Below are 20,017 nucleotides of genomic sequence, written 5' to 3'. Positions count from 1 at the left end.
GGCAAGTCGATGCACCGGGCTCGCGTCACTCTCACCCTTCGCGGCGTCGCCGCTCTCCCCGCTCCGACCCGGAGCGGGAGGGAGATGCGGCATGCCCGAAGCGTGAGGGTGACGCGCTGACGGCACGCATGGCGACCCCCTCACGCGATCGGCGCACCGGTTTCTCGCGGCGACGCCAATACGGTGCCTTCGTCGGCTATGTGCTGGCCGTGGCCGGCGCCGTGGTCGGCGCGCTCCTGCTCGCGCTGTCGCACTTCGACCCGCCCGCCTTCGCCGCGCTGCGGATGGGGGCGGCGAGCGTTACCGCGCCGGTATCGGCGGGCGCCGATACGGCGATCGGCTGGGCGGCGAACGTGCCCACCGCGATCGGCGACCACTTTGCGGTCAAGGCGGAGAACGAGGCGCTCAAGGCAGAGATTGCCCGCAACCGCGCGCTGCTGACCCGTGCCCGCGCGATCGTTCAGGATAACCGGCACCTGCACGCCTTGCTGGCGGTGCGCGAGCGCACGGCGGACGTGGTGCTGACCGCGCGGCTGGTCAGTTCCACCGCGTCGTCGGGCCGCCGCTTCGCGCTGCTCAACGCGGGCCGCTGGCAGGGTGTGCGACCGGGGATGCCGGTGCTCGGCCCCGACGGGCTGATCGGCCGCGTGATCGAGACCGGGCCGGCGGTGGCACGGGTGCTGCTGCTCACCGACACGGAGAGCCTGGTCCCGGTGCGCCGCACCCGCGACGGCCTGCCCGCGATCGCCGCCGGGCGCGGCGACGGCGAGCTCGACATCCGCGCCGTCAGCACCGGCGTGAGTCTCGCCCCCGGTGATGTGTTCGTGACCACCAGCACCGGCGGCATCTACGCACCCGGCATCCCGGTGGCGCGGGTCGACCGGCGCGGTGTCGATACCGCGATGGCGCGGCCCTTCGCACAGCCCGACGCGCTCGATTTCGCGCTGGTGGTGACGCCGTTCATGCCGGTGCCCGCGCGATGATCGCCGACGAGTTCGATGCCTTCGTCACGCCGCTGCAGCGCAATCGCGCGCGTGCGTTGCCGTGGCTGACGGTGATGGCCGGGTCGCTGGTGACGGCGATCCCGCTGATCGCGACGGTGCCGCTGCTGCCGCCGTGCGGTTTGCTGATGCTGCTCGCCTGGCGGCTGCTGTTCCGGTTCTCGATGCGGCCGTGGGCGGCGGCGCCCTTGGGGTTGTTAGACGATCTGGTGAGCGGTCAGCCGCTGGGCTCGGCGGTACTGCTGTGGTCGGCCTGCTTCCTGCTCGTCGACCTGATCGATCAGCGGCTGGTGTTCCGCGACTTCTGGCTCGACTGGCTGATCGCGACCGGGCTGATCGTGTTCTGCCTGGCGGCGGGCCGGTTCATCGCGGTGCCGCTGGAGGCGCATGTCGATCTGGCGATGCTGATGCAGGGCGTGGCGGCGGTGCTGCTATTCCCGATCGCGACGCGGCTGGTCGCGTGGGTCGATGGCAAGCGGGGCTATCGGTGAGCCGCGGTACGCCGATCGCGTCGGCGGCGACGCAGGCCTACACCTTTTCGCGCCGCGCCTGGCTGCTCGGCACCGCACAGGCGGGGTTCGGCGCGATGCTGGCCGGGCGGATGGGCTGGCTCGCGATCGCCGAGAACGAGCATTACAATATCCTGTCGGAGAGCAATCGCGTCAACACCACGCCGGTGCTGCCGCGCCGGGGGTGGATCGTCGACCGGCACGGCGCGCCGATCGCGAACAACCGCACCGACTTTCGCGTCGACATCATCCCGGAGCGGCTGGACGACGCCGATCGCGAACTCGCGCTGCTCGCAAGCCTCCTCGCGCTGACGCCAGACGATGTCGCGCGGATCAGGCTCGACCTCAAGGCGGCACAGGGATTTCAGCCGGTGCAGGTGGCGGAGAACGTCAGCTGGGAGCGATTCGCGGCGGTGTCGCTGCGCCAGCCCGAGCTGCCCGGCGTCGCGCCGTCGCGCGGGTTCTCTCGCAGCTATCCGGCGGGTGCCGCGGTCGCGCACCTGACCGGCTATGTCGGCGCCGCCACCGCCGAGCAATACAAGGCCGAGCACAACCCGCTGCTGGTCGCACCGGGGTTCAAGCTGGGCAAGGACGGGCTGGAAAAGGCGCTGGAGCAAAAGCTGCGCGGCGAGGCCGGGGCGAAGCGGGTCGAGGTGACCGCGCGGGGCAAGCTGGTCGCCGAACTCGCCACCCGGCCCGACCGCCCCGGCGCGACGCAGCGGCTGACGATCGATGCCGGGTTGCAGGAATATACCGCCCGGCGGCTCGGCACCAACTCGGGGTCCGCGGTGGTGATCGACTGTCGGACGGGCGAAATCATGGCGATGGTGTCGATGCCCGCCTATGACCCCAACAGCTTCTCCGACGGCATCAGCCATCTGGAATGGCAGATGCTGTCGGACGACGAGCACGTGCCGCTGATGAACAAGATCACGCAGGGACTCTATCCGCCCGGCTCCACCGTCAAGCCGATGAACGGGCTGGCGCTGCTGGCGGCGGGGGTCGAGCCGACCGCGCGGGTCAGTTGCAGCGGTGCGATGCGCGTCGGCACCGGCACCTTCCACTGTCACAAGCGCGGCGGACATGGGCCGATGGACCTCAAAAACGCGATCATGCAGAGCTGCGACATCTATTTCTTCGAGATGGTGCGACGGCTCGGCTACGACCGCGTCGCCCCGGTCGCACGCGCGATGGGGCTGGGCCAGAAGTTCGATCTGCCGCTGTCGACGCAGCGCTTCGGCACCGTCCCCGACAGCGGGTGGAAGGAGCGCAAGTACAAGACGAAGTGGACCGTCGCCGACGGGATCAACGCCTCGATCGGCCAAGGCTACGTCCTTACCAACCCGTTGCAGCTCGCGGTGATGGCGTCGCGGCTGGCGAGTGGGCGGATGCTTCAGCCGAGCCTGCTCGCCGATCGCGTCCATCGCGACGCCCCTGCCCTGCCCTTCGCGTCCGAGCACCTCCAGCTGGTGCGCGAGGCGATGTGGGGCGTGGTCAACGGCGGCGGCACCGGGGCGGCGGCGCGGATGGAAGTGCCCGGCGTCGCGATCGCGGCCAAGACCGGCACCGCGCAGGTGCGGCGCATCACCATGGCGGAGCGGCGCACGGGCGTGCTCAAGAACGCGGCGCTGCCCTTCAAGATGCGCGACCACGCGCTGTTCGTCTGCTTCGCTCCTGCCGACAACCCGCGCTACGCGGCCGCGGTCGTACTGGAGCATAACGGCCACACCGTCCGCAACCTGGACACGCCGATGATCGGGCGCGACGTGATGACCTATCTGTTCGACCGCGATCGCGCGATGAAGTCGCTGGAGTTGAACGAGCCGAGCTGGGGCGGCGACATCCGCACCCGCATGACGGCGCAGGCCGACGACTACCGCCGCGCCCGCGATGCGACCGCCGCTGCGGCCGCGACCAAGATCGATGCCGAGGTGCCGTCCAACTCGCCAGCCGTCGAGACCGCGACCGATCATGCGTCGACCGTCCAGGAGAGCCTGGCGACCGAGGGGCCGCAGGGCAACACGGTCGCACAGGACGGATCGACCGAGCGGAGCGGCGAATGAGGAGCGGCGGTTGAGGTCGGGCGGCATCGTCCCGGAGCCGTTGGCGCAGCTGCCCTGGCGGGTGATCCTGCTGGTGCTGGCGATCGGCGGGTTCGGGCTGGTGGTGCTCTATTCCGCCGCCGGTGGGTCGGTCCGGCCCTGGGCGCTGTCGCAGGGGATCAAGCTGGCCGTCTTCCTCGTCGGCGCGATCGTCGCGTCGCGGGTGCCGGAGCGGGTGTGGAAGGCGGGCGTCTGGCCCGTCTATGGCGCGCTGCTCCTGGCGCTGTTCGGAGTCGAGGCGCTCGGCCACATCTCGGGCGGGTCGCAGCGTTGGCTGGACCTGGGCTTCATCCGGCTACAGCCGTCGGAGCTGATGAAGGTCGCGGTCGTGCTCGCCTGCGCGCGCTTCTACGACATGATGCCGCCGGGCGAGGTGCGCCGCTGGCCCGCCGTGGTCGGTCCGGCCGCGCTGATCGGCCTGCCGTTCCTGCTGGTGATGGCGCAACCCGATCTCGGCACGGCGCTGATGATCGGCGCGGGTGGAGCGACCGTCATGTTTCTCGCCGGCGTGCCGCTGCGGCTGTTCGTCGGCGGCGCGCTGTCGGTCGCGGTGGCGGCGCCGCTGGCGGTCAACTTCCTGCTCCACGACTATCAGCGCAACCGCATCCTGATCTTCCTCGACCCAGAAAGCGACCCGCTCGGCACCGGCTATCACATCAGCCAGTCGAAGATCGCGATCGGCTCGGGCGGCATCTGGGGCAAGGGCTTCCTCAACGGCACGCAGAGCCATCTCGACTATCTGCCGGAGGGCCACACCGACTTCGTCTTCGCGACGATGGCCGAGGAATGGGGATTGGTCGGCGGGTGCCTGTTGATCCTCGCCTTCATGCTGGTGATCCGCTGGGGCATCGACGTCGGCCAGCGTGCGGAGAGCCGGTTTGCGAAGCTGGCGGCGGCGGGACTGTCGACGACGATCTTCTTCTACGTTGCGATCAATCTGTCGATGGTAATGGGCCTGGCGCCGGTAGTCGGCATCCCGCTGCCGCTGGTCAGCTTCGGCGGCTCGGCACAGATGACGGTCCTCCTCTGCCTCGCGATCCTGATGTCGATCGATCGACAGAATCGACAGCGCATGAAGGGCGGTGGTTGGTAAAAAGGGTTTGCACAAACGTGCTTGAATGCTAACGGCCCGCTTCCGATCGCGGGGCACCGCTCCCGAGCGGTCACGGACGCATAGCTCAGTTGGTAGAGCAGCTGACTCTTAATCAGCGGGTCCTTGGTTCGAGCCCAAGTGCGTCCACCATTTTTCAGTGTTTGAGCGGCGATGAGAAGCCGCTGCGTTTTGGCCGCCCCTGAAGCTCCCCTTTTTGCAGCAATGTGCCTTGGAGCGCTGACTGCGGCCGTGATTTTATCGGCAATGGGCAGCGCCGCCAATCCGACCCATGACCTGGCAACCGGACCCGCAGGGCATACTCCCCCCCGGCTCGCGCTGGTCGTCCGCGCGGAGGCAATCGGGACCGTGCGCGCCGCGTCGGGTGACGCAGCGTCGCGGAACGCACGGGAACGCTCGCCGCAGGGCTGGAGGGCATAGAGCGCGTGTTCAAGTGCGGCCGCCACCCGGCCGGCAAGGGGGAACAGCAGGTCGCGGATCAGGTCGACCGGAAGCTGTCGAGCCAGTTACCTCAGTCGGCCATCACACGTGCCGGGGAACAGACAATAGCAAATGGTGCACCCGACTGGATTCGAACCAGTGGCCTCTGCCTTCGGAGGGCAGCGCTCTATCCAGCTGAGCTACGGGTGCGTGCATGGACCGGTTAGCAGCGCTGCGACCTGCGCGCCAGCCCTCACCTTATCAGCGTCACCGGCTGAAACGGCGCCATTCCGCAACTGGCGCCGCGACCCAGCGATCCGCCATAGGATTGCAACACGGTGATGATGTCGGTCGAGCAGAGCTGGCTCAGCGATGTCTCGTAGGAGAAGCGCTGCTCGAACCCGAGCTGCGGACATGCCTGGGGCAGCGTGACGCGGTAGACGCGGCGGCCGCTGGTGTAGAAGTCGATCGTCCGGTCATCGCGGACGCGGCTCTCGCGTAGCTGGGTGATGTTGAGGCAGGTCACCGCCGGACCGGTCGGCATCGCGGCGGGCACGCGCTCGCGAGCGGCGGCGGGGGCGACGGACAGCGCGGCGAGCAGCAGGGCGGTGTGGGGACGCATGACGATCTCCTCAGGCCGCTACCGGCATCGGGCCGGGCAGCGGCGTCTTGGGCTTGAACGCGCAGAGGTCGGCAACGATGCACCGCCAGCATTCCGGCTTTCGCGCCTTGCAGACGTAGCGGCCGTGCAGGATCAGCCAGTGATGCGCGTGGCGGCGAAAGGGCGCGGGCGTGGCCTTTTCCAGCCCAGCCTCCACCGCCAGAGGCGTCTTGCCGGGCGCGAGGCCCGTCCGGTTGCCGACGCGGAAGATATGCGTGTCGACCGCGATCGTCTCCGCCCCGAAGGCGACGTTCATTACCACGTTCGCGGTCTTGCGGCCGACGCCGGGCAGCCGCTCCAGCGCGTCGCGGTCGGCGGGCACCTCGCCGCCATGCTCGGACAGCAGCTGCTCGGACAAGGCGATGACGTTCTTCGCCTTCGAATTGAACAGCCCGATCGTCTTGATGTGCCCCTTCAGGGCTTCTTCGCCCAGCGCCACCATTGCGGCCGGGTCGCGCACATCCTCGAACAACGTCCGCGTCGCCTTGTTGACCGAGACGTCGGTCGCCTGCGCCGACAGCGCCACCGCGACCAGCAACGTGTAGGGATTGTGATATTCGAGCTCGGTCTGCGGATCGGGGTCGGCCTCGGCGAGCCGGCGATAGAACTCGAAAACGTCCTTCCGTTTCATCGGGCCGGCCTCACAGCCCCAGCACGTCGGCCATGCGATAACGCCCGGCAGGCCGGTCGGCGAGCCACAGCGCTGCCCGCACCGCACCGCGGGCGAGGATCGACCGGTCCTGCGCCAAATGGCTGAGCTCGATCCGCTCGCCCTCCCCGGCAAACACCACGCTGTGATCGCCGACCACCGAGCCGCCCCGCAGGGACGCGAAGCCGATCGTCCCTTCGGTCCGCGCACCGGTCAGCCCGGCGCGGCTCTCGACCTTCAGTTCCGTCAATGGCATCCGCCGCCCCGCCGCCGCCGCCTCGCCGAGCAGCAGCGCGGTGCCCGACGGCGCGTCGACCTTGTGCCGGTGGTGCATCTCGACGATCTCGATGTCCCAATCGAGCGCCGCCGCGGCCTCCTGCACCAGCTTGGCGAGCAGCGTCACGCCCAGCGACGTATTGCCGGTCTGCAGCACCGCGATCTCCGCCGCCGCCGCGTCGAGCATCGCCTGATGCCGCTCGCGCAGGCCGGTGGTGCCGACGACGATCGGGGTGCCCGCGCCACGGGCGGCCGCCAGGTGATCCTCCAGCGCACCGGGCGCGGAGAAGTCGACCAGCACGTCGGCGGCCGCCGCGATCGGCTCCGGCGCATCCTGCGCGTCCGCCCCGCCCGCCAGCCGCGCCCCCGCCGCCTCGATCGCCTGCGCGATGGCGAGGCCCATGCGCCCGGCGCTGCCGTAGATGCCGATCGCAGTCATGCATGGGCCTTGGCACACCGACACGGCCCCGTCACCCGCCGCGCCTTGACTTTTGCGGTGCAGCATGACAGATGCATTCATATCGAGGCGTCATAACGCAGCGTGATCGGATCGTTTCGCGATCCTGGCTCCGCCTCGGTTGCTTCTAGCAGGGCTTCCCAAAATCACGCGGGGGTTCATTATTCCCCGCCGCTCGCCCGTCCTTTGTCGACGCGCGAGCCCGGCACCATACCGAAAGTGCTATTCTACCATGTCATTCGCTCATCTCGGCCTCGCCGAGCCGCTTACCCGTGCGCTCACCGCCAAGGGCTATACCGAGCCGACGCCGATCCAGCGCGACGCCATCCCGATCGTGCTGGAGGGCCGCGATCTGCTCGGCATCGCGCAGACCGGCACCGGCAAGACCGCCGCGTTCGTCCTTCCCTCCATCCAGCGCCTTGTCGCGTCGGCCAAGCGCGTGCTGCCAACGCATTGCCGGATGCTGGTGCTCGCCCCGACCCGCGAGTTGGCCAGCCAGATCGCGGACAGCGCGCGCGGTTACGGCCAGTTCAGCCGCATGACGGTCGCCACCGTGTTCGGCGGCACCTCGATCAACAAGAACCGGCAGGACCTGTCGCGCGGCGTCGACATACTGGTCGCGACGCCCGGCCGCCTGATCGACCTGATCGAGCAGGGCTATTGCAACCTGTCGACGATCGAAGTGCTGGTGCTGGACGAGGCCGACCAGATGCTCGACCTCGGCTTCATCCACGCGCTGAAGAAGATCGTCCGCATGGTGCCGCGCAAGCGCCAGACGCTGTTTTTCTCCGCCACCATGCCGACGTCGATCCGAGAGCTGGCGGGCGCGTACCTGACCGACCCGGCGACGGTGTCGATCAAGCCGGCGGCGACCACCGCCGAGCGCGTCGATCAGTATGTCACCTTCGTCAATCAGGCGGAGAAGCAGGCGTTGCTGACCATCGTGCTACGTGACGAGCAGATCGAGCGGGCGCTGGTGTTCACCCGCACCAAGCACGGCGCCGACCGCGTCGTGAAGCTGCTGGCGGGCAACGGCATCGCGTCCAACGCGATCCACGGCAACAAGTCGCAGCCGCAGCGCGAGCGCGCGCTCGCCGCGTTCAAGTCGGGCGAGACTCCCGTCCTGGTGGCGACCGACATCGCCGCACGCGGCATCGACGTGTCGGGCGTCAGTCACGTCATCAACTTCGAGCTGCCCAACGTGCCGGAGCAATATGTCCATCGCATCGGCCGCACCGCGCGTGCGGGCGCCAGCGGCATCGCGATCGGGTTCTGTGCGGATGACGAGAAGCCGTACCTGAAGGACATCGAGAAGCTGACGCGGATGAAGATCGAGCAGCGTCCGCTGCCCGCCGATTTCCTGCAACAGGCGAACGCGATCAAGGCGACGCGGGTGCAGGCGATCGGTGCCGATCCCGCGCCCCGCGAGGATCGCCAGCGCGGCCCGGCACGACCGCGCGCGAGCCACGTTCCGCAGCCGACCCGCGGCTCGGGCCAGACCGCGCACGGCACCTCTCCGAACGGGCGCACCTACGCCAACGCCAGTCGTGGCGGCGGACAGGCGCGCTCTGGTGGCGGTCGTGGCCGTCCCGGCGGTGGCAGTGGCCGCAGCGCGGGTTCGTCGCCGCGCTGAGGACATTTGGGCCGCCTCGCGGGTTTACAGGCTGAACCCGCGAGGAGTCTTGTCATGGACGTATCCACCACCCCCGCCGTCGAGCGCGTCGCGCGCGTGCTGGCTGGGCAGCACATCAGCGCCAATGCCGAAGGCGACGCCGAGTCGGCCGGGCGACAGGTCGATGACATTTGGCGCGACTACCTGCCCGACGCGATCGCGGTACTGAAGACGTTGCGGGAGCCGGATCAGGCGATGGCCGATGCGGGCGACCCGGGGGTGTGGGAGGCGATGATCCTCGCCGGGCTGGAGCGGGGCAAGCCGGCGACGGTGGTGCTTTGAGGCGTCGAGGCTAGCATTATCCGGCGAAGGCTGGGATGGCGTACCGCCACGTTCAGGCGATTACCGTCAGCCATTCTTCCTCCGCGGCCCGAACGCTCCGCATCCGGTTGACCGGGTCGGCCACATCCTCATAGCCGAGCGCCACCCCGCAGAAGAGCATCCGCTCCACCGGCGTTCCCAGGAAGCGCTCCAGCGTCGCGGGGTACATCGCCCAGCACTCCTGTGGGCAGGTCGCCAGTCCCGCCTCGACCGCCAACAACATCAGGTTCTGCAGGTACATACCGCAATCGGCCCATTGCGGCGGTCCCATCCGCCGGTCGACCGTGCAGAAATAGGCGGCGGGCGCGCCGAAGAACTGGAAATTGCGCGCGAACCAGGTCAGCCGCGCCGCCTTGTCCTCGCGCGGGATGCCCAAATGGCCGTAGAGTAGCTCGCCGACGCCGAACGTCCGCGCCTTGGCGGCCTCGGTCATCTCGCGCGGGTAGATGTCGTAGCCGGGCTTCTCCTTCTCGCCCGCCGCGATCTTAACCCGCATGATCTGCTTGAGCTTGGCCAGCGGTGCGCCCTGGACGATATCGATGTGCCAGGGCTGGATGTTGCCCCCCGTGGCCGCCCGCCCCGCGCGGATCGCGAGGTCCTTCAGCAACGCCGGCTCGACCGGCCGATCGAGGAACCCACGTACCGACCGGCGCTCGGCCACCGCTTCGCTGACGTCCACCGCTGACCTCTTGCCGACCCGCCCGCTTTGGGCAATGAAGGCGAGGATAACAGTTGTTATGGAGAGTGGAAATGGCCGAGGCTTATATCGTCGAGGCGGTCCGCACCGCCGGCGGCCGGCGCGGCGGCCGGCTCGCGGGCTGGCACCCGGCCGACATGGCGGGCGAGGTGCTGAGCGCCGTGGTCGACCGCACCGGCATCGATCCGGCGGCGGTCGAGGACGTCGTCATGGGCTGCGTCAGCCAGGGCGGCGAACAGTCGTTCCAGGTCGGCCGCGGCGCGGTGCTGGCTTCGAAATTGCCGCAATCGGTGCCCGCCGTCACGATCGACCGTCAGTGCGGCTCCTCGCAACAGGCGATCCAGTTCGCCGCGCAAGCGGTGATGAGCGGCACGCAGGACGTGGTGATCGCATCGGGCGTCGAATCGATGACGCGCGTGCCGATGGGCTCTACGGGCATGCTGTTCGCGCAGGCCGGGCTGGGCAAGGCGATGAGCCCGAAACAGGCGGAGCGCTTTCCCGACATCCAGTTCTCGCAGTTTATGGGCGCGGAGATGATCGCGGCGAAATACGGGTTCAGCCGCGAGATGCTCGACCGGTACGCGTATGAAAGCCACCGCCGCGCCGCTGCCGCGACCGAACGGGGCGACTTCGCCGACGAGATCGTCGGGCTGGAGGTCGAGACGCCGGAGGGCGTCGTTCGCCACGACCGCGACGAGGGCATCCGCTATGACGCGACGCCGGAGTCGATCGGCTCGGTCAAGCTGTTGAAGGAGGGCGGCGTCATCTCCGCCGCCAACGCCTCGCAGATCTGCGACGGCGCGTCGGCGGTGCTGGTGGTCAGCGAGCGGGCGCTGAAGGAGCACGGCCTCACCCCGCTCGCGCGCATCCACAACCTGACGGTCACCGGCGGCGATCCGGTCATCATGCTGGAAGAGCCGCTGTTCGCGACCGACAAGGCGCTGAAGCGCGTGGGACTGAGCATCGACGACATCGACCTGTACGAGGTCAACGAGGCGTTCGCGCCGGTGCCGCTCGCCTGGCTGAAGCATACCGGCGGCGACCCGGCGAAGATCAACGTCAACGGCGGCGCGATCGCGCTCGGGCATCCGCTCGGCGCCAGCGGCACCAAGCTGATGGCGACGCTGGTCCATGCACTGCACAAGCGCGGTGGCCGCTATGGCCTCCAGACGATGTGCGAGGGCGGCGGGCTCGCCAACGTCACGATCATCGAACGGCTGTGAAGCGGTAGGGCGGCACCGGCATCCCGGGCTTGACCCGGAACGACGCTTTTCCGCGGGATCAAGACAGCGGGACCCCGGCTCAAGGCCAGGGTGACGAAGGAGAGAATCAGATGAAGTTGAACAGTTCAGTCGCCGCCGTCGTCACCGGCGGCGCCTCCGGCCTCGGCGAGGCGACGGCGCGGGCGCTGGCGGCGAAGGGCGTCAAGGTCGCGATCTTCGACCTTCAGGCCGAAAAGGGCGAGGCAGTCGCGGCCGACATCGGCGGCATCTTCTGCGAGGTCAACGTGACCTCCGACGACAGCGTCGACGCGGGTTTCGCCAAGGCCCGCGACGCGCACGGGCAGGAGCGCGTGCTGGTCTGCTGCGCCGGCACCGGCAACGCGATCAAGACCGCCGGCCGGTCCAAGGAAGACGGCTCGATCAAGCACTTCCCTCTCGATGCGTTCAACTGGATCATCCAGATCAACCTCGTCGGCACCTTCCGCTGCGTCGCGAAATCGGCGGCCGGGATGCTGACGCTCGACCCCGTCGACGGCGAGCGCGGCGCGATCGTCAACACGGCCAGCGTCGCGGCTGAGGACGGCCAGATGGGTCAGGCGGCCTATGCGGCGTCGAAGGGCGGCGTCGTCGGCATGACGCTGCCGATCGCGCGCGACCTGATGAGCGAGGGCATCCGGGTTAACACGATCCTGCCCGGCATCTTCAACACGCCGTTGATGAACGGCGCGCCACAGGCGGTGAAGGACGCGCTGGCGGCGTCCGTGCCCTTCCCCAAGCGGCTGGGCGATCCGGCGGAATATGCCGGCCTCGCGCTGACGATGATCGAGAACGGCTATTTCAACGGCGAGGACGTCCGGCTGGACGGCGCCATCCGCATGGCACCGCGATAGGGTGCCGCGTCCCGCAGCGTGGCGCCTGTCGCCGGACGCCTATCCGCACCGCGACGCAATCCAGACGCGCTTTCAGGATCTGGACGTGCTCGGCCATCTCAACAACGTCGCCTTCGCGGCGTTGTTCGAGAGCGGGCGGACCCGGTTCAATCATGCCGCGCAGCTCTGGGGCCACGGGGCGCGAGGACGGCGCGCGGTCGTGGCGCAGATGGAGATCAACTATCTCGCCGAAGGCCGCTATCCCGACGATGTCGAGATCGCGACCGGCATCGGCGAGGTGGGCAATCGCTCCTGGCAGATCCTGGCGGCGATGTTCCAGGGCGGGCAGTGCCTCGCGACGTGCGACGTCACGATCGTGATGGACAAGGACGAGGCGGGCGGCGGCTTGCCGGACGAGTTCAAGGCCGGTCTGGCGAAATGGCGGCTGACGGCGGCCTAATCGACGAACACCGCCGCGCGCTTTTCCATGTTCGCCCGCACCTGTTCCATCATGTTGGGCTTGCCGATCACCGCCACCTGCTCGTCGGTCTCCGCCTGCAGCATCGCGCGCGGGTCGGCGTCGTGCGCCATGTTGCACAGCCGCTTGGCACCGCGGATCGCGTGGGGGCTCTTCGCCGCGATGTCGCGGGCCAGCGACATCGCGGCAGCGTGGGGATCGTCGGCGATACGGGTGACGAAGCCATAGGCCAGCGCCTCCTCCGCCCCGAACTCGCGGGCCGTATAGGTCAGCTCGCGCAACACGTCGTCGCGGACCAGGCTGCGCCACAGCGGGAAGCCGGCCATGTCCGGGACCAGTCCCCAATAGGTTTCGCGGATCGCGAAGCGGGTGCCGGGCGCGGCGATGCGGATGTCGGCGCCCGACATGATCTGGAACCCGCCGCCGAACGCCACCCCGTGAACGGCGGCAATCACCGGCATCGGCAGGTTGCGCCAGCCCCAGCTGACATGCTGCGGCAGGATCGCGCCCTGATCGTTGCGGTCGCGGCTGGTGCCGGAGCCGCCCGCCTGCATGCTGGTCATGTCCAGCCCGGCGCAGAACGACCTGCCCTCCCCCGACAGCACGACGCAGCGGACGTCGGTCCGCCCCGCCAGCGCGCCGATGGCGGCACCGATCCCTTCGAACATCGCGGGGTCGATCGCGTTCATCTTGTCGGGCCGCGCCAGCCGCACGTCGGCGATCCGATCCTCGACGGTGATGGTCACGCGGTCGTTCATCGCTGGCTCTCCTCGATTTTCGGGCAGGCTAGCGGTCGACGGTGGAGAGCGCCAGTCGATAGCCCCGACCGCGCTCGGTAATCACGGTGACCGGCCCGTCGCCGAGCTTCGCGCGGAGCCGGGAGATGTGGACCGCGATGACGTTGGTGCCGGGATCGAACCGGCGGTCCCACAACGCCTGATGCAGCGTCGCATGATCGATCAGCGCGCCGCCACGCCGGGCGAGGAACAGGAGCAATGAATATTCGCGCGGCAGCAAGGGCAGCGGCTTGCCCGCCTTGCTCGCGCGACGATCCAGCGTGTCGATCGCGATATCACCGAACTGCACCTGACCGAACGGCAGCCGACGGATCAGCGCGTCCAGCCGCGCCGCGACCAGGGCGTCGGAGTCGCTCCGCAGCACCACGTCGTCGGCACCGTCGTCGAGGAGCCGGGCGGCCACGTCCAATGAGCCGGCCTCCACCACCGCAGGGCAAAGCGGACGCGGCACGCCGTCGGCAACCAGCGCGGCAACCGGGTCTGCGGTAACGGCACGCGCTACCAGCCCACGCGCGGCGAGCGGACCCGTCAGTCCTGGGCGGTCGATGCCGAGGAGCAGGACCGGGCGCAAGCCCGGCTTGTATCGTGGCACGACCATGTGGTGCGGCCATCAAGCTCCGTTTCGGAGCCGCTTCCCGTCGTGGCGCGTCCTTACGCTGCCGAAGTCCGATGAATGCATCGATGTGCTCCCCTCCTAGGATGCTAGAAGGGGTCTCGGACGGGCTTCAGTTAAATCGCTGAAAGGTTTGCCGATCCGTCGTCCGACTGTGTAGGGCGACGCGGTGTTAGACCCCTTCGATGTTCAGCGCTTCACCGCCCGCGGCTTCGGTGGCCATGGTGGTCGCCTCGGCATCGCCTATCACGCGCATGGCGCCGATTGGGCCGAATTGCAGCTGCCCTGGCACGAGGACCTGGTAGGCGATCCGGACAGCGGCGTGATCGCGTCGGGGCCGATCATCGCGCTGATGGATATGGCGACGAGCTTTTCGGTGTGGATCAAGCGCGGCGCATTCGTCCCGCATGCGACACTGGACCTGCGGGTCGACTATCTGCGCCCCGCGACGCCGGGGCGGACGGTGATCGGGCGCGGCGAATGCTATCGGCTTACCCGGACGATCTCGTTCGTACGCGGGCAGGCGCATGACGGCGATCCCGACGACCCGCTGGCGCATGTCGCGGGCACCTTCATGCTGACCGGCGGATGAGCGCGCTGCCGCCCTATGCCCGGCTGCTCGGGCTGGAAGAGGTGGCGCGCGACGGTGCGCCGCCGCTGTTGGCGATGCCGTTCGCCGAGCCGGTGCTGGGGCGGCCGGGGTTCCTGCATGGCGGCGCGATCACCGGGCTGCTCGAGATGGCGGCGATCGTCGCGTTGCGGCACGCGCTCGCCGAAGATGGAGGTGGCAGAATCAAGCCGGTCAACGTCACCGTCGATTTCATGCGCGGTGGCCGCGACAAGCCGACGCTGGCCGCGGGCGTGGTGACGAAGCTGGGCAACCGCATGGCGAATGTCGAGGCGACCGCCTGGCAGGACGCGCCCGACAAGCCGATCGCCAAGGCGCGCATGAACTATTTGCTGGTGCGGGGCTGAGGGCGGCCGGCCGCCTAGGCGGGATCGAGGCGGAGGAGGCGGCCACCGTCGCCGTCCTCCAGCGCCCAGATCGCGCCGTCCGGCCCCTCCTCCACCTCGCGGATGCGGTTGCCGAGCCCGATGCGGGCGGCTTCGGCGGCGGTGCTGCCCGAGACGCGGACGCGGACGATGCCCTGTTGCGCCAGCCCGGCGAGGATGAAGTCGCCGGTCCAACCGCTGAAGCGGGTGCCGCGATACTGGATCATCCCGCCCGGTGCGATCACCGGCGTCCAGCTGACCAGCGGCGCGGTATAGGCGGTGTTGGTCGAGTGGCGCGGAATGCGACTGCCGTCGTAGTTGTCGCCCTCCGACACGTTCGGCCAGCCATAGTTCCTGCCCGCTGCGATCAGGTTGAACTCGTCGCCGCCGGCCGGCCCCATCTCGGACTCGAACAACCGGCCATCGCTGGCGAACACCAGGCCGTAGGGATTGCGATGGCCGAGCGTCCAGATCTCCGCCCGCGCGCCGGCGGTGGTGGCGAAGGGATTGCCGGCGGGCGTCGTGCCGTCGAGGTTCAGGCGCACGATCTTGCCGAGCGTGCCCGACAAATCCTGAGCGGGCGTGCCCTGCTGACGCTCGCCGGTGGCGACGTAGAGAAAGCCATCGGGTGAGAAGGCCATGCGCGCGCCGAGCTGGCCCCCGGTGGTGGTCGGTTGCGCGCGCCAGACGACCGCGAGGTTGGTGAGCGCCGGGGCGCCCGCGATGCTCAAGGTCGCGCGGGCGACGGCGAGGCGCTGACCGCCGGTCGCGGGTTCGGCATAGCTTAAATAGATCTGGCCCGAGGTCGCGAAATCGGGGGCGAGCGCCACGTCCTGCAACCCGAGCTGACCGCCGAAGAAGACGGCGGGCACGCCGGTGACCTGCGTCTTTACCCCGACCTGCGTTACCAGCCAGAGCTTGCCCGGCTTCTCGGTCACCAGCATCCGTCCGTCGGGCAGGAACACCATCGCCCAGGGATTGTCGAAGCTGGCCACCGAAGTGCGCGAGACCGCGGTGACGGTAGCCGTGGGGGTCGGGGTGGCCGTGGGAGTGGGTGTGGGTGTGGGTGTGGGTGTTGGTGTGGGTGCGGGTGTGGGTGCGGGTGTCGGGGCGGGCGTCGTGAAGGCGCCGCCGCCGCTGCCGCCATCGCCGCACCCAGCCAGGAGGAGCGCCAGAGGCAACGCCATCGCCGTTGTTCGCATCGCGCCCGCTCCCTTACTCGGTGGACTCTCTTTACGCGGTATTGCAACGACTTGCCACCCACTCAGGGCTGCACTTACACCCGTTCGTCTCGTCGGAGCGGCAAGGGCGGGCGCGACTAGCGGGCGGGTGTCAGGCGCAGCAGCTTGCCGTCATCCGCCAACAGCCAGACCGAGCCGTCGGGCGCCTGCGCCACGTCGCGGATGCGGGTGCCCATGTCCCATTGCTCGGCGGGCGTCGCGCGGTCGCCGTCGAGGCCGACCCGGATCAGCGACTCCGCCGACAGCGCCGCGATCAGCGCCGAGCCGCGCCACGCGGGGAAGAGGTTGCCCGAATAGATCATCATGCCGCCCGGCGAGATCGACGGGTTCCACCATGCCTTGGGCGCGACGAAGCCGTCGCCGGACCGATGATCGGGGATATCGAGGCCGTCATAGTTGCTGCCGTTGGACGCGCGCGGCCAGCCGTAATTGCCGCCGCGCTGGATCAGGTTGAGCTCGTCGCCGCCCTTCGGCCCCATCTCGACCTCCCACAGTCGCCCACCCGCGTCGAAGGCGAGGCCGTACGGGTTGCGGTGGCCGCTCGACCAGGTGACGGCGGGCGCGGTGTTGGGACCGGGGTTGCGCCACTCGCGGACCGGCGCGCTGGCGGCCGCGGCGGTATTCTTCGGCGGATCGATCACGCCGATCGCGGCGGCGCCGGTGCGGCCGAAACCGGGGTTGTCGGGCATCGGCGCGCCGTCGAGCGTCAGGTGGACGATCTTGCCGAGCGCCTGATCGGGGTCCTGTGCGGGGGTGAAGCGCTGGCGTTCGCCGGACGCGAGGAACAGCGATTTGCCGTCGGGCGCAAAGGCGATGACCGCGCCGAACTGGCCGCCCTTGCCGTCAGACCCGGCGCGCCAGATCACCTGCACGCCGTCGAGCCGCATCTGCGCCGGACAAGGCGCCCGGATGCATTGAGGCTGCTGTGATCCCAAGTGCCCGCGCGCCAGCGCGAGGCTGCTGCCGGTCGGGCGTGGCTCGGCGTAGCTTAGATAGACGACGCCGCTCTGCGCGAAGTCGGGCGCGAGGGCGACATCCAGCAGCCCGCCCTGCTCGCCCTTGGCGACGGCGGGGACGCCCCCGATCTCGACCACCGACCCATCGGGGCGGCGCAGCTTCAGCCTGCCCGCCTTTTCCGTGACCAGCAGCCCGCCGTCGGGCAGGAACGCCATCGCGAAGGGGGCATCGAACTGTCCGATCGGCTCGACCGCGAAGGGTTTGGCGACCGGCGACAGGTTGGCGCGGCCGGGCTGCGCCGGTGCCTGCGTCGTCTGGGCGGAGGTGCAGGCGGCGAGCGCCAGGGCGGACAGGGTCAAGCGGCGCATGGGGCGTTCCTTCTGTTCGGTCGAGCGACACCAGAGCACTATCTCGAACGGCTGGTCGGTTGGTACGGTGGTGTAAATCCCCGGCGCGGGAGATGGGTCCCCGCTTTCGCGGGATGACGGAGGGGTGACGCGGCGATGACGGAGGGAATAGGATCGACGTCACCGGAGCCGCTTGCCGCCTGCGCTGGTTTGACCTATATCACGCTCACTCTCTTACATCGCTGATGAAAGAGGCTGCGGGGTCCGGCTCCGCGGCACCGAACCCGCTTACCCGAAGGATTGCCATCTGACCGACTCCGCCGCCCTGACCGCGCTGATCCAGCCCGAAGCGACCGCGCTCGGGTTCGCGCTGGTCCGCGTCAAGCTGTTCGGCGGATCTGACGACCGGACGTTGCAGGTGATGGCGGAGCGGCCCGACACGCGGCAGCTGACGATCGAGGATTGCTCTGCGCTTTCGCGGCGCATCTCGGACGTGCTCGACGCGCTGGAGGCGGAGGGCCGCGATCCGATCGACGGAGCGTATCGGCTGGAGGTGTCGAGCCCCGGCATCGACCGGCCGCTGACCCGGCTCACCGATTTCGACGACTGGCGCGGGCACGAGGCGCGGGTGACGCTCGCCGAGAAGCGTGACGGACGCAAACAGTTCAAGGGCGATCTCGCCGGGACGCGCGACGGCGACGTGTTGCTCGCGACCGACGCGGGCGAGGTCGCGATCCCGTTCGCCGCTATCGCCGACGCCAAGCTGGCGCTGACCGACCGCCTGATCGCCGCCACCCAACCCCTCTCCACCGATGGTGTGGAAGAGCTGGAAGACGAACCGGCCGAAGACGCCGTAGCAGAGGAACAGAACTGATGGCCGCCCCCACCCCCTCCGGCGCCACCGCCAACCGCGCCGAGCTGATCGCGATCGCGAACTCGGTCGCCAGCGAGAAGATGATCGACAAGGCGATCGTCGTCGAGGCGATGGAAGACGCGATCCAGCGCGCCGCCAAGGCCCGCTACGGCGCCGAGAACGACATCCGCGCGAAGCTGGACATCCAGACCGGCGACCTCCGCCTGTGGCGCGTGGTCGAGGTGGTCGAGGCGGTCGATAACTACTTCACCCAGGTCGACGTGAAGGGCGCCGAAAAGCTGCAGCCGGGTGCAGCGATCGGCGACTATATCGTCGATCCGCTGCCCCCGATCGAGTTCGGGCGCATCGCCGCGCAGGCCGCCAAGCAGGTGATCTTTCAGAAGGTCCGCGACGCGGAGCGCGAACGCCAGTATGAGGAATACAAGGACCGCGCGGGCGAGATCATCACCGGCGTCGTCAAGCGCGTCGAGTTCGGCCACATCGTCGTCGACCTGGGCCGCGCCGAGGGCGTCATCCGTCGCGACGCGCAGATCCCGCGCGAGGTGGTGCGCGTCAACGACCGCATCCGCTCGCTGATCTTCAAGGTCGTGCGCGAGAATCGCGGGCCGCAGATATTCCTCAGCCGCTCGCATCCCGACTTCATGAAGAAGCTGTTCGCGCAGGAAGTGCCCGAAATCTACGACGGCATCATCACGATCATGGCCGCCGCCCGCGATCCGGGCAGCCGCGCGAAGATCGGCGTCATCAGCCGCGATTCGTCGATCGATCCGGTCGGCGCGTGCGTCGGCATGAAGGGCAGCCGCGTTCAGGCCGTCGTGCAGGAGATGCAGGGCGAGAAGATCGACATCATCCCCTGGTCGCCCGACACCGCGACCTTCGTCGTCAACGCGTTGCAGCCCGCCAGCGTCAGTCGCGTCATCATCGACGAGGAAGAGGACCGGATCGAGGTCGTCGTCCCCGACGATCAGCTGAGCCTGGCGATCGGGCGGCGCGGGCAGAACGTCCGGCTCGCCTCGCAGCTGACGGGCAAGGCGATCGACATCCTGACCGAAGCGGATGCTAGCGAAAAGCGCCAGCGCGAGTTCACCACCAACACTGAGACGTTCCAGAACGAGCTGGACGTCGACGAGACGCTGGCGCAGCTGCTGGTCGCGGAGGGCTTCTCGTCGCTGGAGGAGGTCGCCTATGTCGAGCCCGAGGAGATCGCCGGGATCGAGGGGCTGGAGGAGCTGGCCGACGAGCTGCAGAGCCGCGCGCAGGAAGCGCTGGAGCGGCGCAACGAGGCGGCGCGCGAAGAGCGTCGCGCACTGGGCGTCGAGGATGCGCTGGTCGACATCCCCTATCTGACCGAAGCGATGCTGGTCACGCTGGGCAAGGCGAAGATCCTGACGCTGGACGATCTCGCCGATCTCGCGACCGACGAACTGGTGGAGAAGAAGCGCGTCGAGCCGCGCCGTCGCAACGAAGACGCGCCCAAGCGGCCCGAGCCGAAGGGCGGCATCCTGAGCGAGTACGGGCTGACCGACGAGCAGGGCAACGAGATCATCATGGCGGCGCGCGCGCACTGGTTCGAGGACGACGCGGCAGCGTCGGCGAAGTCAGAGGACGTGACGGCGGCCGGCGAAGAGACCCCTGCCGAGGAGGACGCGCATGCGGACTCGGCACGATGACACTGTAGGCGACAGCAGCCGCCCTCTTCCCGCAGGGGAGGAGGCCAACGCACATGGCGTTCAGGGTGAGGGCACGTCC

Annotated in this window: 21 protein-coding genes and 2 tRNA genes; 14 read left to right on the top strand and 9 right to left on the bottom strand. The window is 69.0% G+C overall.

All coding sequences use genetic code 11. The features are described 5' to 3' along the window. Positions 1-128 precede the first annotated feature (128 nt). The 5 genes from mreC (at position 129) to ACOFKS_RS04785 (ending at position 4,855) form a co-directional block, all read left to right on the top strand. Positions 129-983, top strand: coding sequence for a rod shape-determining protein MreC (gene mreC, locus ACOFKS_RS04805; protein ID WP_419808111.1), 855 nt, complete (start codon positions 129-131; stop codon positions 981-983). After that, positions 980-1,492 carry a rod shape-determining protein MreD gene (gene mreD, locus ACOFKS_RS04800; protein ID WP_419808110.1) on the top strand — a complete coding sequence of 171 codons (513 nt, stop codon included), beginning with the start codon at positions 980-982 and terminating at the stop codon, positions 1,490-1,492. Before mreC ends, mreD begins: the two co-directional genes overlap by 4 nt. Continuing rightward, the gene (gene mrdA, locus ACOFKS_RS04795; protein ID WP_419808109.1) at positions 1,489-3,573 is read left to right on the top strand and encodes a penicillin-binding protein 2; all 2,085 of its coding nucleotides are present in this window, start codon (positions 1,489-1,491) and stop codon (positions 3,571-3,573) included. Before mreD ends, mrdA begins: the two co-directional genes overlap by 4 nt. Positions 3,574-3,583: 10 nt before the next feature. Continuing rightward, the gene (rodA, locus tag ACOFKS_RS04790) at positions 3,584-4,705 is read left to right on the top strand and encodes a rod shape-determining protein RodA (protein ID WP_419808108.1); all 1,122 of its coding nucleotides are present in this window, start codon (positions 3,584-3,586) and stop codon (positions 4,703-4,705) included. 74 nt (positions 4,706-4,779) lie between these two features. Further along, positions 4,780-4,855: transfer RNA gene (locus tag ACOFKS_RS04785), tRNA-Lys, on the top strand. Between the two features lie 421 nt (positions 4,856-5,276). On the opposite strand, the gene ACOFKS_RS04780 is transcribed toward ACOFKS_RS04785, so the two are convergent. From ACOFKS_RS04780 to dapB, 4 genes are all read right to left on the bottom strand, one after another. Then, positions 5,277-5,353: transfer RNA gene (locus tag ACOFKS_RS04780), tRNA-Arg, on the bottom strand. Positions 5,354-5,396: 43 nt separating this feature from the next. After that, positions 5,397-5,765: a hypothetical protein gene (locus ACOFKS_RS04775; RefSeq protein ID WP_419808107.1), complete on the bottom strand. Its 369-nt coding sequence runs from the start codon at positions 5,763-5,765 to the stop codon at positions 5,397-5,399. Between the two features lie 10 nt (positions 5,766-5,775). Then, positions 5,776-6,435, bottom strand: coding sequence for an endonuclease III (nth, locus tag ACOFKS_RS04770; RefSeq protein WP_419808106.1), 660 nt, complete (start codon positions 6,433-6,435; stop codon positions 5,776-5,778). A gap of 10 nt (positions 6,436-6,445) precedes the next feature. After that, positions 6,446-7,168: a 4-hydroxy-tetrahydrodipicolinate reductase gene (gene dapB, locus ACOFKS_RS04765; protein WP_419808105.1), complete on the bottom strand. Its 723-nt coding sequence runs from the start codon at positions 7,166-7,168 to the stop codon at positions 6,446-6,448. 250 nt (positions 7,169-7,418) lie between these two features. Between dapB and ACOFKS_RS04760 the strand changes: the two genes are divergently transcribed. Both ACOFKS_RS04760 and ACOFKS_RS04755 read left to right on the top strand, forming a co-directional pair. Beyond that, the gene (locus tag ACOFKS_RS04760) at positions 7,419-8,819 is read left to right on the top strand and encodes a DEAD/DEAH box helicase (protein ID WP_419808104.1); all 1,401 of its coding nucleotides are present in this window, start codon (positions 7,419-7,421) and stop codon (positions 8,817-8,819) included. Between the two features lie 54 nt (positions 8,820-8,873). After that, positions 8,874-9,140, top strand: a complete 267-nt coding sequence (locus ACOFKS_RS04755) for a hypothetical protein (protein ID WP_419808103.1) — start codon at positions 8,874-8,876, stop codon at positions 9,138-9,140. 52 nt (positions 9,141-9,192) lie between these two features. Here the strand turns inward: ACOFKS_RS04755 and ACOFKS_RS04750 are convergent, their stop codons facing one another. Continuing rightward, on the bottom strand, positions 9,193-9,858 hold the full coding sequence (locus ACOFKS_RS04750) for a nitroreductase (RefSeq protein WP_419808102.1): 666 nt from the start codon (positions 9,856-9,858) through the stop codon (positions 9,193-9,195). 71 nt (positions 9,859-9,929) lie between these two features. Here ACOFKS_RS04750 and ACOFKS_RS04745 point away from each other — a divergent pair, with 71 nt between their 5' ends. The 3 genes from ACOFKS_RS04745 to ACOFKS_RS04735 all read left to right on the top strand — a co-directional run bounded on the left by ACOFKS_RS04745 (position 9,930) and on the right by ACOFKS_RS04735 (position 12,428). After that, entirely contained in the window at positions 9,930-11,099 is a 1,170-nt protein-coding gene (locus ACOFKS_RS04745; protein ID WP_419808101.1) for an acetyl-CoA C-acetyltransferase, read from the top strand. 110 nt (positions 11,100-11,209) lie between these two features. Continuing rightward, entirely contained in the window at positions 11,210-11,989 is a 780-nt protein-coding gene (locus tag ACOFKS_RS04740; protein ID WP_419808100.1) for an SDR family NAD(P)-dependent oxidoreductase, read from the top strand. 1 nt (position 11,990) lies between these two features. Continuing rightward, a complete protein-coding gene (locus ACOFKS_RS04735) occupies positions 11,991-12,428 on the top strand; it encodes an acyl-CoA thioesterase (RefSeq protein ID WP_419808099.1) in 438 nt (145 codons plus the stop codon). Here the strand turns inward: ACOFKS_RS04735 and ACOFKS_RS04730 are convergent. Continuing rightward, a complete protein-coding gene (locus ACOFKS_RS04730) occupies positions 12,425-13,204 on the bottom strand; it encodes a crotonase/enoyl-CoA hydratase family protein (RefSeq protein ID WP_419808098.1) in 780 nt (259 codons plus the stop codon). The genes ACOFKS_RS04735 and ACOFKS_RS04730 overlap by 4 nt on opposite strands. Positions 13,205-13,232: 28 nt before the next feature. Next, positions 13,233-13,814 carry a winged helix-turn-helix domain-containing protein gene (locus tag ACOFKS_RS04725; RefSeq protein ID WP_419808097.1) on the bottom strand — a complete coding sequence of 194 codons (582 nt, stop codon included), beginning with the start codon at positions 13,812-13,814 and terminating at the stop codon, positions 13,233-13,235. Positions 13,815-14,025: 211 nt separating this feature from the next. On the opposite strand from ACOFKS_RS04725, the gene ACOFKS_RS04720 reads away from it, so the two are divergent. Next, positions 14,026-14,448, top strand: a complete 423-nt coding sequence (locus tag ACOFKS_RS04720) for a PaaI family thioesterase (RefSeq protein WP_419808096.1) — start codon at positions 14,026-14,028, stop codon at positions 14,446-14,448. Further along, positions 14,445-14,831, top strand: coding sequence for a PaaI family thioesterase (locus ACOFKS_RS04715; protein ID WP_419808095.1), 387 nt, complete (start codon positions 14,445-14,447; stop codon positions 14,829-14,831). The genes ACOFKS_RS04720 and ACOFKS_RS04715 overlap by 4 nt, the downstream gene beginning before the upstream one ends. 14 nt (positions 14,832-14,845) lie before the next feature. Here the strand turns inward: ACOFKS_RS04715 and ACOFKS_RS04710 are convergent, their stop codons facing one another. Together ACOFKS_RS04710 and ACOFKS_RS04705 are read right to left on the bottom strand one after the other, a co-directional pair. After that, positions 14,846-15,844, bottom strand: coding sequence for a PQQ-dependent sugar dehydrogenase (locus tag ACOFKS_RS04710; protein ID WP_419808094.1), 999 nt, complete (start codon positions 15,842-15,844; stop codon positions 14,846-14,848). Between the two features lie 323 nt (positions 15,845-16,167). Then, positions 16,168-17,415: a PQQ-dependent sugar dehydrogenase gene (locus ACOFKS_RS04705; RefSeq protein ID WP_419808093.1), complete on the bottom strand. Its 1,248-nt coding sequence runs from the start codon at positions 17,413-17,415 to the stop codon at positions 16,168-16,170. A gap of 286 nt (positions 17,416-17,701) precedes the next feature. Here ACOFKS_RS04705 and rimP point away from each other — a divergent pair, with 286 nt between their 5' ends. Together rimP and nusA are read left to right on the top strand one after the other, a co-directional pair. Continuing rightward, complete coding sequence (gene rimP, locus ACOFKS_RS04700; RefSeq protein WP_419808708.1) at positions 17,702-18,268, top strand: ribosome maturation protein RimP; 567 nt, start codon at positions 17,702-17,704, stop codon at positions 18,266-18,268. Then, complete coding sequence (gene nusA, locus ACOFKS_RS04695) at positions 18,268-19,938, top strand: transcription termination factor NusA (protein ID WP_419808092.1); 1,671 nt, start codon at positions 18,268-18,270, stop codon at positions 19,936-19,938. Before rimP ends, nusA begins: the two co-directional genes overlap by 1 nt. The last annotated feature ends 79 nt before the right edge of the window (positions 19,939-20,017 follow it).

It is taken from the genome of Sphingomonas sp. (genome assembly GCF_965200135.1).
Classification (GTDB): Bacteria; Pseudomonadota; Alphaproteobacteria; order Sphingomonadales; family Sphingomonadaceae; genus Sphingomonas.
This window is presented reverse-complemented; position numbering and strand designations above follow the sequence as displayed.